General features: G+C 40.8%; 17 protein-coding genes. 16 read left to right on the top strand and 1 reads right to left on the bottom strand.

Annotation, left to right across the window (positions count from 1 at the left end; all coding sequences use genetic code 11):
• Positions 1-49: 49 nt before the first annotated feature.
• The 8 genes from JL57_RS31740 (at position 50) to JL57_RS31705 (ending at position 9,464) form a co-directional block, all read left to right on the top strand.
• Positions 50-1,960, top strand: coding sequence for an ASKHA domain-containing protein (locus JL57_RS31740; protein ID WP_034145868.1), 1,911 nt, complete (start codon positions 50-52; stop codon positions 1,958-1,960).
• Positions 1,961-1,981: 21 nt separating this feature from the next.
• Positions 1,982-2,743: an AAA family ATPase gene (locus tag JL57_RS31735; RefSeq protein ID WP_034145867.1), complete on the top strand. Its 762-nt coding sequence runs from the start codon at positions 1,982-1,984 to the stop codon at positions 2,741-2,743.
• A gap of 15 nt (positions 2,744-2,758) precedes the next feature.
• A complete protein-coding gene (locus JL57_RS31730; protein ID WP_034145866.1) occupies positions 2,759-3,721 on the top strand; it encodes an acetyl-CoA decarbonylase/synthase complex subunit delta in 963 nt (320 codons plus the stop codon).
• Positions 3,722-3,840: 119 nt separating this feature from the next.
• Entirely contained in the window at positions 3,841-4,635 is a 795-nt protein-coding gene (locus JL57_RS31725; RefSeq protein ID WP_034145865.1) for a methyltetrahydrofolate cobalamin methyltransferase, read from the top strand.
• Positions 4,636-4,841: 206 nt separating this feature from the next.
• A complete protein-coding gene (locus tag JL57_RS31720) occupies positions 4,842-5,645 on the top strand; it encodes a hypothetical protein (protein WP_034145864.1) in 804 nt (267 codons plus the stop codon).
• Between the two features lie 99 nt (positions 5,646-5,744).
• Positions 5,745-6,908 carry a sensor histidine kinase gene (locus JL57_RS31715; protein ID WP_291300826.1) on the top strand — a complete coding sequence of 388 codons (1,164 nt, stop codon included), beginning with the start codon at positions 5,745-5,747 and terminating at the stop codon, positions 6,906-6,908.
• On the top strand, positions 6,883-7,521 hold the full coding sequence (locus JL57_RS31710) for a response regulator transcription factor (RefSeq protein ID WP_034145863.1): 639 nt from the start codon (positions 6,883-6,885) through the stop codon (positions 7,519-7,521). Before JL57_RS31715 ends, JL57_RS31710 begins: the two co-directional genes overlap by 26 nt.
• A 209-nt stretch (positions 7,522-7,730) precedes the next feature.
• Positions 7,731-9,464 (top strand): MBL fold metallo-hydrolase RNA specificity domain-containing protein, encoded by a 1,734-nt coding sequence (locus JL57_RS31705; RefSeq protein WP_034145862.1) that lies wholly within the window; start codon positions 7,731-7,733, stop codon positions 9,462-9,464.
• A 13-nt stretch (positions 9,465-9,477) separates the two neighbouring features.
• On the opposite strand, the gene JL57_RS31700 is transcribed toward JL57_RS31705, so the two are convergent.
• Complete coding sequence (locus tag JL57_RS31700; protein WP_034145861.1) at positions 9,478-10,068, bottom strand: HD domain-containing protein; 591 nt, start codon at positions 10,066-10,068, stop codon at positions 9,478-9,480.
• A gap of 222 nt (positions 10,069-10,290) precedes the next feature.
• Between JL57_RS31700 and JL57_RS31695 the strand changes: the two genes are divergently transcribed.
• The 8 genes from JL57_RS31695 (at position 10,291) to JL57_RS31660 (ending at position 17,452) form a co-directional block, all read left to right on the top strand.
• The gene (locus tag JL57_RS31695; protein WP_034145860.1) at positions 10,291-11,055 is read left to right on the top strand and encodes a DnaD domain-containing protein; all 765 of its coding nucleotides are present in this window, start codon (positions 10,291-10,293) and stop codon (positions 11,053-11,055) included.
• 43 nt (positions 11,056-11,098) lie between these two features.
• A complete protein-coding gene (locus JL57_RS31690) occupies positions 11,099-11,914 on the top strand; it encodes an ATP-binding protein (protein ID WP_034145859.1) in 816 nt (271 codons plus the stop codon).
• Between the two features lie 91 nt (positions 11,915-12,005).
• Positions 12,006-12,584 (top strand): hypothetical protein, encoded by a 579-nt coding sequence (locus tag JL57_RS31685; RefSeq protein ID WP_034145858.1) that lies wholly within the window; start codon positions 12,006-12,008, stop codon positions 12,582-12,584.
• A gap of 144 nt (positions 12,585-12,728) precedes the next feature.
• Positions 12,729-13,445, top strand: a complete 717-nt coding sequence (locus tag JL57_RS31680; RefSeq protein WP_034145857.1) for a hypothetical protein — start codon at positions 12,729-12,731, stop codon at positions 13,443-13,445.
• Positions 13,446-13,581: 136 nt separating this feature from the next.
• The gene (locus tag JL57_RS31675; RefSeq protein ID WP_034145856.1) at positions 13,582-14,235 is read left to right on the top strand and encodes a hypothetical protein; all 654 of its coding nucleotides are present in this window, start codon (positions 13,582-13,584) and stop codon (positions 14,233-14,235) included.
• Between the two features lie 141 nt (positions 14,236-14,376).
• Entirely contained in the window at positions 14,377-14,802 is a 426-nt protein-coding gene (locus tag JL57_RS31670) for an OsmC family protein (protein ID WP_034145855.1), read from the top strand.
• Between the two features lie 352 nt (positions 14,803-15,154).
• Positions 15,155-16,120: a phosphodiester glycosidase family protein gene (locus JL57_RS31665; RefSeq protein ID WP_034145854.1), complete on the top strand. Its 966-nt coding sequence runs from the start codon at positions 15,155-15,157 to the stop codon at positions 16,118-16,120.
• A 69-nt stretch (positions 16,121-16,189) separates the two neighbouring features.
• Positions 16,190-17,452, top strand: a complete 1,263-nt coding sequence (locus tag JL57_RS31660) for a hypothetical protein (protein ID WP_034145853.1) — start codon at positions 16,190-16,192, stop codon at positions 17,450-17,452.
• Positions 17,453-17,620: the final 168 nt, after the last annotated feature.

The following is a 17,620-nucleotide window of genomic DNA, read 5'->3' as shown; positions in this document are numbered from 1 at the left end:
AAAACTATATTATTCGTGGGATTTCTGGTGAAGTAAGGAAGTGAAAGCGATGTCCCAATTTCAAGTGAAGTTTATGCCCGAGAACCGAGTTGTTGAAGTACCTGATGGTACATCCTTGCTCAATGCAGCCGCTAAAGCGGAAATATTCATTAAATCTGGATGCGGTGGTAAGGGGACTTGTGGAGCCTGTAAAGTTGTCGTTTTGAGTGGGGATCCCACAGTAAGTGGAACCGGAAATTTGACACCTGAACAGCTTTCCAGAGGGGTCCGACTTGCCTGCAAAACCTTGGTCCAAGGGGATATGACAATTGAAGTGCCTCCAGAATCAAGGTTACAAGAACATCAAGTTTTAATGGGGGATGTTCAAAAAGGGTTCTTACAGGAAAGCGAACAGGATTTACTCGAAAAATTCGGGCATCATCCCTTAGCAATCAAGCAGAGGATTTCACTTTCCAAACCGACCTTGACAGAAAACTCCAGTGATTGGGCTCGCCTGAGCATAGAACTCCGTCGAGTATTGAAAACCGGAGATAAACCCATTCATATTCCCTTATCCGTTCTCAAACATCTGCCAGAGTCACTCCGTAAAGCAAATTGGGATGTATCCATCACTCTGACTGATACGAACACTGGATTAACGGTTACACACCTTGAAGCTGGAAATGATGTTCCTCCTTATGGGCTTGCCATTGATATAGGTACCACAACCGTTGTCGTTTACCTCGTCAATCTCTTAACGGGAGAGATTGTCGATCAACAGGGTACATACAACAAACAAGCGAAGTATGGGGATGACGTTATATCCCGTATCGTGTTCGCCGTTGAAAACGAGCAAAACTTACAAGAGATTAGAAACGCTGTAGTCGATACCATCAATGGCCTTCTCGACAAGATTCTAACTCGCCAGTCTTTGAGTAAGACGAATATCTCTAGCGCAATGGTAGCCGGAAATACGACTATGACACAGTTGTTCTTAGGTGTAGATCCACGCTATATTCGATTAGAGCCTTATATTCCAACAATGACAACTGTGCCATCTATCCCTGCTCGGGAAATTGGGCTTCATATGTTACCTGAGGCCTTGGTGCATTGTTATCCTTCGGTAGCGAGTTATGTCGGTGGAGATATTGTTGCTGGAACACTTGTCACGGATTTGGCCAACAACGAAGACATTATCCTCTTTATCGATATTGGAACGAATGGAGAAATTGTACTCGGAAACCAGGATTGGCTTGTTGCTTGCGCTTGTTCTGCAGGTCCGAGCTTTGAAGGTGGCGGTATTACCTTTGGTATGCGAGCTATGCCAGGAGCGATTGAGCGGATTATCATTGATCCCCAATCGTTGGATGTATCCCTGAAGGTGATCAATAACCAAACTCCTGTAGGAATATGCGGATCGGGGCTTGTGGATTGTATAGCCAAACTACTCAGTGCCGGTATTATCGACCGCGCTGGGAATTTCCAGCTAGGGCATAAATCAGGCTCGGAACGATTACGGGCCACTACCGATGATAAAGAATTTGTCCTAGCTTGGGCTCATCAAGCCGGTGGGGAAAAAGATGTGGTCATCACTGAAAACGATGTCAAGAATGTTATTCGTGCCAAAGGGGCGATTTACGCTGGAATCCGATCCTTATTAAACATGGTTGCAGTGGATCTTGAAATGATTAGCCGAATCGTCATTGCTGGCGGTTTTGGAAATTACCTTAATATTCATGATTCCGTTCAAATAGGCCTGCTTCCAGATCTTGAGCCAGACCGGTTTGTGTTTATTGGCAATGCTTCCGTTAAAGGTGCGCGTCTTGCCTTACTTTCTCAGAACGCCTGGCGAGAAGCAGAAGAATTGGGACGAAAAATGACCTATGTTGAGCTTTCAGTTGGAGCAACCTATATGGACGAATACATGGCAGCCTTGTTTTTACCCCATACGGATATATCCCTATTTCCATCTTTTCAATAACTATTATTATGGAGGTCACTTATGTCTAAATATATAGCAGTTGCAGGTAAAGGTGGAGTAGGAAAAACCACATTCACCGCTTTATTGTTAAGGCAAATGGTTCATCGCAAACAAGGGACTTCAATCCTCGCTGTCGATGCAGATCCCAATGCAAATCTTGGCGAAGCTTTGGGCCTAACTGTCACGTCGACGATCTCAGAATTGCTTGAACAAAGTAAGGATCCCAAAGCAATTCCTCAGGGAATGCCTAAAAACATCTTTATCGAATACAAACTCCAACAATCCCTAGTTGAGTCAAAAGAAATTGATCTACTAGTTATGGGGGGGCCACAAGGAGCAGGGTGTTATTGCTATCCTAATGATCTCTTGCGCAAACATCTTGAGAATATAGGAGAGAACTATGACTTTGTGGCCGTAGATTCTGAAGCTGGTTTGGAACACATCAGTCGACGTACTATTCCCCATATCGAGATCATGTTTGTAATCAGTGATTCTTCTGCACGAGGTATACGTTCGGCAGGACGGGTCCACGATCTGATACGAGGACTAAAGTCTGCAGTACAAACCATCTACTTAATTGTCACAAAGACAACGGAAGGTAGCTTGGAATCCTTGAGTGAAGAAATTAAACGAACAGGTCTCACTTTGATCGGAGATATTCCGTTAGATCCATTAGTTGTGGAATATGACTTGGCAGGTAAACCATTATATGATTTGCCTGATGATGCCGTCTCGGTAAAGGCTGTGGAAAGCATTCTGAACCGTGCCGGAATCTTTAACTAGAAAGGAGAGAAGTTCATGTCCGTAACATTAGTGAAAGAAAAGTATTCCAGTAAAGTTGGAGAGGTAGTCCTCGGCGCAACTGCTGAACAGGGAGGAACAAGAACCTCCACAATTACAGTTGGAGGAGATAGTGCCTTGCCTTTTCTCCATTTTGAAGGAGAAATGAAGAACCGTCCAGTGATCGCCATGGAGGTCACTGATGTCGTACCAACTTGGAGCGATATCATTACAAGCCAAATTGGAGATGTCATCAATAATCCAGCAGCTTGGGCGAAAAAATGTGTCGACGAATTTGGTGCCGATCTCATTTATTTAAAACTTAACGGTGCAGACCCTGAAGGGGAAAACCGTTCGCCTGAAGATTGTGCTCGTATCGTAAAAGAAGTCTTAGCAGCTGTGGGAGTTCCCCTTATTGTTGAAGGTTGCGACGACTCTCAAAAAAATAACGAGATAATGACAGTTATCGCAGAAGCTGCAACCGGAGAAAATCTTCTGATCGGTATTGCTGAACAGGATAACTATAAGTCCATTGCCGCAGCTGCCATGGTTCACAAACACACCTTGATTGCACGTTCTCCACTTGATATTAATATCTGTAAACAACTTAATATTCTGATCACTGAAATGGGACTACCACTCAACAAAATCGTCATCGACCCTACAGTGGCTGGTCTTGGATTCGGAATTGAATATGTTTATTCTATCATGGAGCGGGCACGTCTCGGAGCCTTAGCCGGTGATAAAATGCTTTCCATGCCCATTATTTGTACTGTTGGTTATGAAGCCAATCGCTGCAAAGAAGCCTATGCATCAGTCGAAGAGTTTCCCGGCTGGGGCGATCTTGAAGACCGTGGATTGCTTTGGGAGGCAGTAACCGCTTCTGGAGTACTACAAGTTGGTGCTAGTATCCTTGTTATGCGTAACCCTGCAGCAGTAAAGGTTGTCCAGAAGAATATTGCTGACATGTTCAATAAATAGGTCATCATTAAACTTCAGATGGAGTAAAACTCCATCTGAAGTAAGTTACATTTATCCGTGAAAATCACCTTCCTATAGTATAATTTTATTATTTTATTAAGATGAAAGGACGTGACCGAATGCTTATTTTTGGCGAACGGATTAACGGAATGTTTACTGATATTGGAGAAGCACTTCGCAATAAGGATCCAAAACCACTCCAATACTGGGCAGTGAAGCAACAAGAAGGAGGAGCTCACTACCTTGACGTAAACTCGGGTCCAGCTATTCCCACGGAAGAGCGAGTCGCAGCTTATGAGTGGATGGTTAATGTCATTCAAGAAGTATCTGAATTGCCACTTGTTTTGGACTCTACAAACTATAATGCTATTGAAGCCGGCTTGAAAGTTTGTAAACGCCCTGCGATTATTAACTCTTGCCCTGCAGAACAAGTCAAAATCGAGCGTGTTTTCCCGATGGCGATTCAATATAACGCGGGTATTATTGGTTTGACCATGGACAAGAAAGGTATTCCTAAAGACGCTGAAAACCGGGTAGCCTTTGCCATGGAATTGGTAGCAGCCGCAGATGAATATGGCGTGCCAATGGAAGATCTCTATATTGACCCATTGATTCTCCCTGTTAACGTGGCTCAGGAGCATGCGCCTGAAGTTTTAGAATCCTTACGTCAGGTGAAAATGTTAGCAAACCCAGCACCACGTACGGTTCTTGGCTTATCCAACGTTTCGCAGAAATCACCGGATCGCAATTTGATCAATCGGACATACATGGCTATGGCCATTGCCTCTGGACTTGATGCTGCCATTATGGATGCTAATGATGATGACCTCGTTGATGTAGCAGCTACGTGTCAGATCCTTCTCAATAGGAGCGTCTATGCTGATTCTTATTTGAAAGTTTTCCGAGCACGCTAATTTCCTAAAGATTTGGGTAAGAGAGACCTAGTTTTGATCGTTAAATTCCTCGTAATTCAGCAAATTTGTTAAGCTCCTCAGAGTTAACTCTGAGGAGCTTAACAATTCCAGAACAATTCTGTGAGATTTTAATCCTTTGTTATTCATACCCTCCAGAAAACAAGCATAGCTATCAAGAGATATACAATCTATCTGGAGGTGTATAATTGGAGACTATTTTTCATCATGATCCACGAATTGAAGACTGGGTTAAGCAAATTACCGAAAAAATCTTTACAGTATGTTTACTGTCAGGAGTAGATTCGGAGGCAGAATTTCAAGAAGGTAGTTTGATTGTTGCGAAAATTGCAGCAGTATTTTTGGGTTTTGCTACGTTTCCTTCAGAATATTTAGAAGATGGCTTAAAACAACTTCTCGAACAGCAACTTCCTGACGCACGTGTGATTAATAACTTTCCGACGTTTCGCGAGACGATGAACAGGATGCTACAAGCAGGAATTTCGAAGGTGATGGAATCCCATCAGATAGCAGCCGAATGTATGAGACAAGAAGCTACAGAAGAAGCTATAGAGGAAGCTGCAGAAGAAGCTACAGAGGAAGCTACAGAGGAAGCTACAGAAGAAGCTATAGAGGAAGTCACAGAAGAAGTTACAAAAAAAGTTACAGAAGAGTTCGTAGAAAAAACTACTAAAGATGACAGTGAAAAGGTTATAATAACTAAGGGTAGTGCAGAAGGAGAACTTATGGTCACTTTAAAACATGTCCTAAGTTTTTCCTTTCCAAATAAAAAAATAACTTGGAACTCCAAGTTAATGGGTCAGACATTTTTAGCCCAAGTAGAGGATACACTGATTTGTCTACAGGATCCTAACCAGGCCATTGATTTGCAGATTTATATTAAGGAAGGTTGGAAAGTCGTCCTATGCACCACAGATGAGCTTAAATTTCCTCGTAGACTAGAGAGGAAATTTAGACAAGCTCAGCGATTAGGAAAAAGGTCCTATCTTTAGGATATTTCTTGCGAAGAAGTAGGAAATACTATTTCAGTGTCGAATTAAGGATAGTAGAGAAGGTTTAGGCATTAATCTAGATTGAAATGAGGAATAGTTTTGTTGGATCAGTTGGGAGAAATATTAAAGAAAACATTATCAGCGATTGAATCAGGAAAAGAAGAAATTTTCTTCATTGCAGAAACGTCACGGACTGAGACTACTCGCCTGATTAATGAACTCTCTCAGCTAAAACTTAACATTGCAGAAGTGATTTCCCAAGTGGACAGTCAAGAAAGAATTGATCGGCGCATGCGTCAGAAACTCATGGAAGTAAATCGTGCGCATCACATACACACCCAAGAAGAAATGATCGAGACTTATGCAGAAGCAAAAGATGCCCAGGTAAAATTACAACTCTTACAGCATAAGGAAGTTCAATTGCGTAATCGCAGAGATGATCTTGAACGATCCCTTCGTCAGATGCAAGCAACAATCGAGCGTGCTCAAAATTTGATGACTCAGGTGGGAATGGCAATCAGCTTATTACAAGGTGGTTTAGCCGAGGCCCTGCATACCCAGACCAACGAACAACGGTTTGAGATGGGTTTACGTGTAATTAGAGCACAGGAAGAAGAACGCCGACGCGTGGCGAGAGAAATTCACGATGGACCTGCTCAAACCCTCGCGAATATCGTTTTGCGTTTGGAAATTGCCGAAAAGTTACTTGAGTTAGATCCTAGCCGAGTCAAAGCCGAGCTAATGGACCTGAAAAATTTAGTACGGGCAAATCTCCAAGATATACGAAGAATAATTTTTGATCTTCGACCGATGGCTTTGGATGACTTAGGAATTGTGCCAGCAATTACGAAATACCTAGATAACTTCCAGGAGAATTATGGGATAAAATGTAAGCTTCGGATTGAGGGACGTGAAAAACGACTTCTTCCGGCTATGGAAGTTGCCCTTTTTCGTTTAGTTCAAGAAGGAATGACCAATGTTGCAAAACATGCCTGCTCGCCTAAGGTCGAAGTATGGCTTATATATCGAGAGGATTGGATGATTGCACGGATTCATGACTATGGCAAAGGGTTTGAGGTCAAATCTGCGATGAATGCACCCGGGGAACATTTTGGACTCGTCGGAATGCGCGAACGAGTAGAAATGTTCTCAGGGCGTTTTTCTATCCAATCTACTTTAGGGAAGGGGACTTTAATCGAATTGTCAATTCCATCGAGTCAGGAGGAGGTACGACAACTTGATACAGATCGTGATTGCCGATGATCACCCCCTGTTAAGGGAGGGACTACGTCGCATATTAGAATTTGAAGAAGGAATCGAAGTTGTTGCCGAAGTAGGGGATGGACAAGGTGCCATTAATGTCGCCCGAAAGATGAAATTCGATATCTTATTAATGGATCTTAATATGCCTGTGGTGAATGGCTTAGAAGCTGGACGTGTCATTCGTCGTGAATACCCGGATATTGGAATACTGGTTCTCACTGTTGATGATTCTGATGAGAAAATATTTCAAGTCCTTCAAATTGGTGTTGCAGGCTATCTTCTAAAAGACGTGGATTCTAAAACATTGATTCACTCAATTCGCAAGGTATATTCCGGTGAACCCATCTTATCTCCTGCTGTTACCGGTAAGTTAATGGGGCAATTGAGTCATCCAAGCCCCGTAAAAGATACTTGTGGACTCAGTGATCGAGAGATGGAAATTCTTCACTATGTGGTACAAGGCTCATCTAACCGAGAGATTGGTACCTCATTATTTATTAGTGAAAAGACCGTAAAGAACCATTTATCCAGCATTTATCGAAAATTAGCGGTAGAAGACCGCACCCAAGCGGCTTTAAAAGCAGTTAAGCTTAAGTTTTTCTTGCTTGATTAAAAATCCCGGAGATTAATTATATTGCGAATCTTCAGACAAACAGGTAAACTATTATTAGAAAATCGTTTAATCTTAAATCACAAACAATATAGAGTGAACTGCTATGCATAGAATTAATATTTAATTTGTAAAGCGTCTATGAAGCATTTTCTATTATAATTTAGATTAGAAAAGCTTTGCGAGGCGCTATTTTTTGGAGGATTGATTTGATGAAAATTAGTTTTTTCGGAGCTGCGCAAGTTGTCACGGGTTCATCCTTTCTTGTCGAATCAGGCGAATCACGTATCCTAATTGATTGTGGAATGTTTCAAGGCTCTAAGGCACTTAAAGAGTTAAATTACAATGAATTCCCCTATAATCCCGCGAGCATTGATGCAGTTATTTTAACGCATGCCCATACTGATCATGCTGGTATGCTTCCCAAACTTATTAAAGCCGGATTCAAGGGTTCAATTTGGGCAACCCCTGAAACCATAAAATTATGTTCTATCATGCTTCCAGATAGTGGTCATATTCAAGAGATGGAAGTTGAACGCAAGAATCGTAAGCGTTTAAGAGCAGGAATTCAACCCTTAAATCCAATCTATACCGTCCAAGATGCCATTGATACTATAGCGTATTTTAAGGCAACCTCTTATCAACAACTCGTTGACTTAGTTCCAACCTTGTCGTTCAAATTTTCTGATGCTGGTCATATTTTGGGTGCGGCACATGTTTCACTCTATGTTAAAGAACAAGACTTTACTAAAACTATTGTTTTTTCTGGTGACATTGGAAATAGTAACCAACCTTATGTTGAAGATCCCAGCATTATAAACGAAGCAGATATTGTCATAATGGAAACGACTTATGGGAATCGACTCCACTCCGAAAAGTCCGAAAATAATCAAACGATTGACCGTATGGAGCAACTTGCTGAAACAATTCGTTCAACCCATGAAGCTGGAGGGAATTTGATTATTCCTGCTTTTGCAATTGAACGTACCCAAGATTTACTATTTTATCTCCGAAAATTGCAAAACGAGCAGCGCATACCTACTTTGCCAGTTTATATTGACAGTCCTTTAGCCATCGCAGCAACAAAAATATTCCAAGAAAACACAGCCCATTTTGATCAAGAAACACAAGACCTGATTAAGCAGGGCAGTAATCCCTTGAAAATGCCAAACGTTCATTTCAGTCAGACCGCTGCAGATTCTATGGCTCTAAATAAGATTGAAAAAGGAGCCATTATTATTGCGGCTAGCGGCATGGCTGATGCAGGGCGGATTAAACATCATCTCAAACACAATCTTTGGCGTGAGAACGCTACCGTATTATTTGTAGGGTATCAGGCCCAAGGAACCCTCGGTCGTCTGCTATCAGATGGCGCAGAGGTCGTAACCATACATGGAGAAAAGGTAGCGGTCAAAGCACGTATCAATCATATGGATGGCCTTTCAGCCCATGCGGACCAAGGAGAATTACTTAATTGGCTTTCTAATTCACAAAAAAAAGCTGAGCAAATTATTCTAGTTCACGGAGAGTTAGAATCTCAAACGATCTTTGCTGAGAAAATACAACAATTGTTCGAGAAGAAACCCATTATTCCCCAACTGGGAGAAATGATTGAGTTCTTGTCCGATCAAATCATTCTTCATCCTACTCCAAAAGCTTGGTTAAGAACAGAGCCTCAAGGTATAACCGAGGATAAGGGACGTTTGGCATCTGAACAAGAATTTGCTAAATCAACCCAACCTTCTGTTCAGCAAAGTTACCATCGAGACAGAAAGCCGAAAACAGGCCTATCTCGTACACATGTTAACAGAGCTTATGTACGGCTTAGGAACCATCTTAAACAGCTTATCGATGATGGGCAACGAACCCGTGATTATGAGAAGGTTGTCAACCTCCTTGATAGCATGACCCGCTGGCTGGAAGAACAACGTAAAACACGACACTAAAGAATTAAGGGTGTTAAAGCCAGGCATATTCCGATGTTTGGCGTTTTATACCGGCTAAGAAGCGGAGGGTTTCCTCACGGCGCTTTACGGCTAAACGTTTGCCAGCTTTTGTGGAGACTTTGTTAGGAAGAGCATCTGCGAAGAGGCGAGCTCTTTCGATGGCATCTTCAGGAGTTTGGATTAATTCATCTTGCCCGACTAAACTAAATAACCGCATTAAACCAATGTTGCCTAAATTATCTAAAATATCAGATTCGCGTAAGTAGACTGCTTCGTCACTCCGACCAGGTTCCGAATAGTACATGTGGTTTTCTATGGCGTCTAAAACTATTGGTAATTTGATCGGAGTGAACATCATTTGTTGCAAGATATTTGCAGCAACCCCTTTGGAACGTAAAGCGTGGTCAATACTCTTGAGGGCATAAACCGGGTATTTTCCCGTGTCATGTAGCATAGCAGCCGTATAAAGAACTTCATCATCAAGTGCTAAATGACTTGAAAGTTCTTTGGACAGATGATATACTCTGAAACAATGTTTAACTCCCCAAGCTGAGTGAGCTCCCGATTTATCGACGATCTGAATAAGTTGTTGTTGAAAGTCCATGTATTTTCCTCCTTTATCCATATGCCAACTATATACGCCAAAGGGCTATCATTATCCTTCCATAAAATGGCATTTATTTTAAGAGGTATTCATTGTTTTTTGTCAAAATAAAGAAGTGAACAGTCAATTTTTCCGCGATTCAATCTTATAATCAGACATATTGCACAATAAGAGAATTATCTTCTTATCATATTTTTGAACGGTACATGGGGAGTGACGTAAATGAATAAGGTTAGTGTTTATGGGAGCTTTACACAAGCTCTTTTCTTTTCAGGTAACGTTTCAATTCCGAAATATCTCTTAACTCATTATAAAGAAATTGGCTTGAATGATCTTGAGATGATGATTTTAATTCAGATTCTCTGCGAGGCAGAATCAAATCCCTATCCATCAATCGCTACTTTAAAGGGTCGAATGACTGCGTCTTCCTCCAATATTGAGGAGAGTCTGGGTCAGTTGGTGGAACGAAAATTGCTAACGATTGAAAGGTACTGGAATCCGAGCGAATCAAAGTGGAGTAACAGTTATAGTTTGGTAGGTCTGATAGAGGAACTTGCTGAGCTATGGGCGATAGAACGTTCTCAACAGTTGGAGGAAGAACGTACACTTAAACAAACTCTTACTCCCCCCCAGTTAATATCCCCACCAAGTAACTTGCCTATGGAAAATTTAGTACGTACATTTGAACAGGAGCTAGGTCGTCCGCTAACTCAAATAGAATGTCAAAACCTTGACCGTTGGTTATCGTCCCATTTTTCAGAAGAGTTGATTATTGAAGCCTTAAGAAGAGGCGTGAGCGCTGGTATTCGAAACTTTCGCTATTTAGACTCTATACTTCGCGAATGGGAAAAAAAGGGTTTAAAGACGCGGGCTGAGATAGAAACCGAAGATGCGTATTTTCAGTCTCGTCAGGATAAAAAGAATACCAAGCCTAAGAGTCAGACCCGTAAAACAACTCCTAATAAATATGAGAACTTTTATCTTTAAAACAATGTAAGGTTTTTTGTGAATATTAAGGAGGATATCTAATATGAGAAGTGTTAAAGATATCTTAAATAGTACGGGCATCACTAATAAAGCACTCAAGGCCGATTTAGAAAGGGATGTTCCGGCTCCTATTCCTTCTAAAACCTTCGAGTGTTCTATTTGCCAAGATCGAGGTATCTTTCTTGAAGGGGATTTAGCTTATCCATGTGATTGTATGAAGACGAAGAAACGGGAGAATCAGTTCCGCCATGCGAGGATCTCGAGGGAATTAATGAAATGTCGTTTTGAAAAATTCAGATTCGATTATTATACACAGGAAATTGAAGATCAAACACATCGAGAAGGTGCTACCAGGGCGTTCAATGCTTCTCAACGGTTTGTTGAAGATTGTCTTCAGAATCCCCACGGTCTAGGAATTATGTTTACTGGTCCAGTTGGATCTGGAAAAACATTTCTTGCCGCAGCCATAGCCAATAAGCTCATAGAATCTAAGTTACAAGTCCTTTTTTTGATTGTTCCTGATCTGCTGGATGAGCTAAGAGCAACCTACAAGTCTGAGATTAATGAGCTGGATTTACTAGATACTGCCCGCACAATTCCCATCCTTATCCTTGATGACTTAGGTGCTCATAATTATACGGATTGGACCCGGAATAGACTTTATTCAATCATTAATTATCGGATGAATGAACAACTTCCCACAGTGATTACTTCAAATCTTTCACTCGATGAAATGGAGGAGTATATAGGGGTTCGAACAACATCACGAATTATTCAATGTTCAAGAATTTTCCGCTTAACTGTCCACAATGATATTCGTCTTCAGATTTATCAGGAACGAGAAAGAAAAAATAAGTAAAAATATTTTCCCAAACCTATGCATGTCTACTGAGAGACATGCATAGGTTTTTTTAAAGATTAAAATTAATAGATATAGGAGGTGTTCAAGTTTGTCAAAAATCATTACGATTAACCGCAAATACATCGTCATGGTCGCTAGCGTTCTTGTAATCTGTCTCATAGGATTTGCAGGATTTTCATTCTGGCAAAATTCAGAGGCAAGTGCATCAAAGAACAGTGGGATTCCGGAGATCAAAATGCTTGGAGTGACCGTAGAACCAGCTTCAGTCGTTAAGGATCTCACGTATGGCAGTGTAACTTTAAAAGGGGCACAAGTGATTACCACCAAATCATTTGATCTTATCGCTACAGTTCAAAACACATCAGCTAAAAAAATGACGAACATTCCAGTGGAATTGCAGGTAACTTTGGTTGGGGATAACACTAAGAAAGTAACCTCACCTGGAAACTTACCATCGTTAGAACCAGGTGCCATGGCCCGCGTCGCTTTTCGTCAGATTAATGTCTTAGGCGATGCATTAGGAAAGAGTTCAACAAACGGGCAGCATTTAGTAACTTTGAGAATAAATCCCAACCCTGAGGGGGGAGTAGAACAAGCTACAGAAGCAAGTTTTCGCTTCAATGTAGATACGACAGTCAAAGTGCCTACCACTGTGCAAAAGCAGTAAACTCCAGATAAAGCTGAACATTGAGACATCCCCTAAAATAAGTGCTAATGACTAGCACTTATTTTTATTTCATATATTGAGCACACCAATTAGACGTGCACAGAACTTTTCGCTTCCATATATTATATCGAAGGGGGCATTCGAATGTTTGTTAATTCGTCAATAAGCCTGAGCGAAGCGCCGCTCAACCTAGGAATTAGTATATTTGCTCCCATCAGTTCTGCGACGGGGAGTGGAACACTGTTTTATATCCAACCTCTATTAGCGGGGAGTGTTTGTGAAGCCTCTTTGGTTATGATCATTGCAGAACTTTTACTATATATTACAAAACAAATTTTCCGTGTTGACAGGATACCTGTTCTTGATGTCAAGAATGGTCAAATAGTGCAAATGCCTTTAACAGAACTCCAAGAGTTTTTAAAATGGATGACAAAGGGAACGAACTACATTACAAACTCTAACTCACAATCTAACACATCTACGGATGTCAGGAACCTATCAACGAATGGAGAGTTGATGACTGGACAACGAGGCCTTATAACTCCAGAAAGTCTTGAAGCACCTCTAGTTATTGCCATATCCATTACAGGAAACTATGCAGATCTTCTGTATTCACCTGCAGTTAGCTTGATCGTGCCGGTCCTTAAGTTCCCTGGCTTACGAGGATCACTTCCTCTGCTGATCTTGGGGCTAATTGCTACGATCTTTATTCGTTCAGTTGTCACACCGGATTTAACGGGAGCTGAGACACTTACTAAATCAAAAGCAGTAAATAACGATTCGAATCGTTTCCTGAACCTAACCCCCAACGATCTTTTAGAAATGCTGTCCAGGTTCGGAAAACACTTTGGCTCAAAGTGAGCATATTTGCATTTCTTTCACTAACTATTTATAGTACAATGTGTTTTGTGGGCAAACTAGATTTGAATTTAATTTTTTTATAAAACATTAAGTTTAATCGCGAAACATTAATTGTAGAAGTGAAGGACGTGTAAGAGTGTTAGTTAGAGTAAGAAAATTTGATCGTGAACGGTTAGCTGGAGCTACAATACTAATTAGTCTGATTATTATCCTACTATCCATGATTGGAATAGTGTTAGCAGATGTTAAAGTTTCCAACATAGAATTAGTTGACCGCGGTCTGTATACAATTATTACGAATAATGGACCGATTAATGTTGGTCAAGAAGATATTTTGAGAATCGAAAAAACCTATACGAAAGCTGCTGTCACAGGTACAGCTGTAGAGCTTGATAAAATTTATACGACAAAAGGGTTTATCTATATTTCTTCTTTAGATCCCTTTTACAAGACTGGAAATCAGCTGATCAACTCGGTAGATTCAGAGAGTAAGCCTGTTTGGATTCCTTCGAATAATACAGGATCTGAGGTAACCCTTGATCAACGTCAACGCGCTAATCTAAGCTTAGTCAAACCATTTAATTATGCAATAGGCACCTCTTCGAAGCTGGTGATTGTAATCTTTTCAGTTTTATCAATGCAGTATCTCGCGCTTTCTATTGGAGGGTTGGCTTTAATAGTTCTTATTTTTCCCTTGCGTTTAAGCACTGAAATACCTGATCAATCACTAATGCGCCAAGAGAGAGAGTATTGTTCAAATGAGGATCAGATAGACGCAGTTGCCAAATAATCTGAACTCAGTTTTCCTTTAATCTGCAGGGATACTACCTGTCATGGTCGAAAGTTAAGGAGAAACTCGTAATCTGAAATAGGCGGTTTGGTAAAAAGACATAAAGCAATTGATTTACTATGACAGAAAAGGAGTCTTGTCATGAAAGTATCAGTAAAATATATTAAAGGAATGTTTTTTCAGGGAGAAGGAAGTAGTAAGATGATGACTAATATGGATGCTAGTGTTAATGCAGGAGGAACTGGGCATGGAACTAGCCCAATGGAACTACTTCTAATGTCAATTGCCGGATGCAGTGGTATGGATATTGTTACGATTCTTGAAAAGATGCAGGTTAAAATACAGCGTTTTGAAACTACCGTAGAAGGTGAACGTGCCAACGATCATCCGAGGGTTTTCAAGGATATTGAACTAGTTTATAAGTTTTGGGGTGAAGCTCTTCCTGAAGTCAAACTGAGGCGTGCAGTACAACTCTCGATGGGCAAATATTGTAGTGTTGCAAACATGATTGATAAAGCTGCCAATTTAACCTACAGGATTGAAATTAACCCTCTTAAGGGGTCATAATAAAGCGATTTTACGTGAGAATAGAGCCGTTCTAGCTATAAAAAGGACGGTTCTATTCTTTTTCAAACACCAAAAGTAGTCATACAGGTCAACATAATTGAACTATACAAGCAAATGGGATTAATTGGAGGGCGATTATTGATTATTTTTTCCAGATACTTAATAGGTATCCTTGATAGAACATACATGATTTGTTATACTGAGAACGGTGTTATTAAATAACCTTAAACTTTGTAGTAATTCGTTGGCCGCACATCTCAAAATCTGCGGTTGTTTTTTATGAGAATGGAATCTATGCCAGTGTCATTAAAGAAAATTTTAATTTGTTACAAAAGAAGGAGATAGAACTTGCATGATAAAAAAGAGTAGAATTAGGATAAAGAAGATTTTGTTATTCATAAGCTTTAATATCGTTTTCGCAGCAATCCTTATTCCATTTGTCTTGTTCTGGGGACCGTTTCAATCTCTTAAAACTGTAGCTGTGGGTGCAGTTGCTACATCACGACATCCTCAGATAGTACAGGCATTTTTATCTCCAGATGAAATTAATCGGATTATGAATGGGAGTTTATCTCAAGACTCAAGCGGTGGACAAGCTTTCGAACGCAAGCAAGTAATGACGGATAAGAATTCAGGAATAACTATTGAAGATATTCAAGGCCGTAGCTTTAAAGGTAAAGTAATGTTGATAAAAGACCCTAAGCGAGTAAAATTGGCCGTAACCAAAGAAATTGGAGTTACAGGAGAACGAGTTAGCGATTTTGTTAAGGACATGGGAGCTGTTGCTGGGATTAATGCCGGAGGGTTCTATGACCCTAATGGAAAAGGAAACGGAGCTTTTCCTGACGGTCTAACCATGCAAGACGGAAAGTTAGTCCACAACAATGTCGGTGACAAAGCGGTAAATATTGTCGGATTCGATGATAAAGGGAAACTTGTCCTTGGTAAAATGACCGCAAAGCAATTAGTAGAGAAAAACATTCGCGAAGCAGTAACCTTTGAACCCAATTTAATAGTCGATGGTAAACCTGTAATTTCGGGAGACGGTGGATGGGGGATTGCTCCACGCACCGGAATCGGCCAAATGGCGGATGGAACCGTAATTTTTGTCGTAATTGATGGACGACAACCGACCTGGAGTATAGGGGCCACCTTACGTGATCTCATGAATGTATTTGCTGATTATAATGCTGTCAATGCTATTAATCTTGATGGTGGATCTTCTTCAGAACTCGTCTATGATGGTAAAGTAATGAATAAACTTTGGAACATTTTCGGGGAGCGGTATATTCCCACAGCCTTTGTAGTGACCCCTTAACAACTTAGTTTTATTTAATGTTCAGCTTTTAGCTTGAACCAGTTGACTATTCTATAAAGGAGACCTCGCATGAAAAAGAAACTGCGTATTATATTGGTTTGGATATTAGTGTCACTCATCCTGCAATTTGGAGCGTACTCCTATTTGAACATGCAAGTTGCCAATGTACTTGCTCCTAAAGGGGATATCAATGAACCAATCACAACGCAACTTAAAGCAACCATCCCAGGCTCTAATCTCAAGAATATTCAAATATCCTATGCTAAGGATTATTTGGCTTATACGGAGAACGGGACACTTAAGATTTTTAACCTGGCGAAAGAACGAATCGTCTTCGAAAAGGAGCTACCCTCGGCAGCTGATAAAACACTGGGTGTACTCACCTACCAATGGTTGCCTGACAGAGACACACTACTCTATTTCTATGCTAAGAAGAATCCTAATCCAATAACCTATGTTCCCGTACAACCTACTAAGCCAGTAACCCAGACTCCGGCTAAAGACCCAGAAGCAGGGGTACTTCCCCAAGATCCAAAAGTGGAAGACCCCAATGAAAAAGTTAAAAAAGAAGTCCCTAAAGAGGTTCCAGTTGAACCTAAGCTTGAAAAGCGGTATGGAAATCCTCAGATTACTGAACTCTATACACTGGCACTTCCCAATAGTGATGAGGATACTCCGCCTGATGATCGATTCAATCAAACCATTAACACATTCCCTGCAGGTGGGAAAATTGAAGAATTAGTAGTCTCAACTTCAACCAATTTGATTTACCTTACTGTCAAGAACGGATCGACTGAACTACTCATGGAAATTGATGTCATGAAAAACGTGCGACAAATCAATCGATCTGGGGAGACCATAGATGACATGGTTGCTTCAGATCGCTATGGAACACTGTATATTAACAGTAAAGTAGGAGGAACCCAACAAGTCATTGCATTAAGTGGGGATAAGCGTATCGTGATTTCAAAGAATAGTAAAGATCGGGTCATAGGTCTCGGAGACGGCAAGGTTTATATTGGGGAAATTGAAAACAATAAACTGATTAGGATTAAGACAACAGCTGACCGTGTAGACCTGGCCAGCAATCCTGCTCTTAAGACTGAATGGGAAGGGTCCCTACCCTTTAACAATGATAGGACGCTGATCGGGTCAAAGGGTCAGGTAGTCACCTATGATCAAAGTACTGCTTATATTGTAACGAATGGTCAACTGAAAGAGCTTAAATTACAAGGGGATGAGAATTACATCTCAGAAGATGGTGCAGAGCTTATCCAACTAAATCGCTCAGGAACATCCACTATAGTAGAGTTAATACCTCTTAAATCTTAGATAATAGCTTTTAAGGTTCACTAGATACTCAGTTAAATCAAGGGACTGTCTCATAATAATGTCCGTGGACATTCTCGAAAAGGCAAAAAGAGAATTGTGATCGCGCAGCGGCATAGATGTCTGATAGTGCAAAAAGGACGGGTCTTCGGACTCGTCTTTTGGCATTTA

The sequence above is a fragment of the Desulfosporosinus sp. BICA1-9 genome (assembly GCF_000802135.1).
This window is presented reverse-complemented; position numbering and strand designations above follow the sequence as displayed.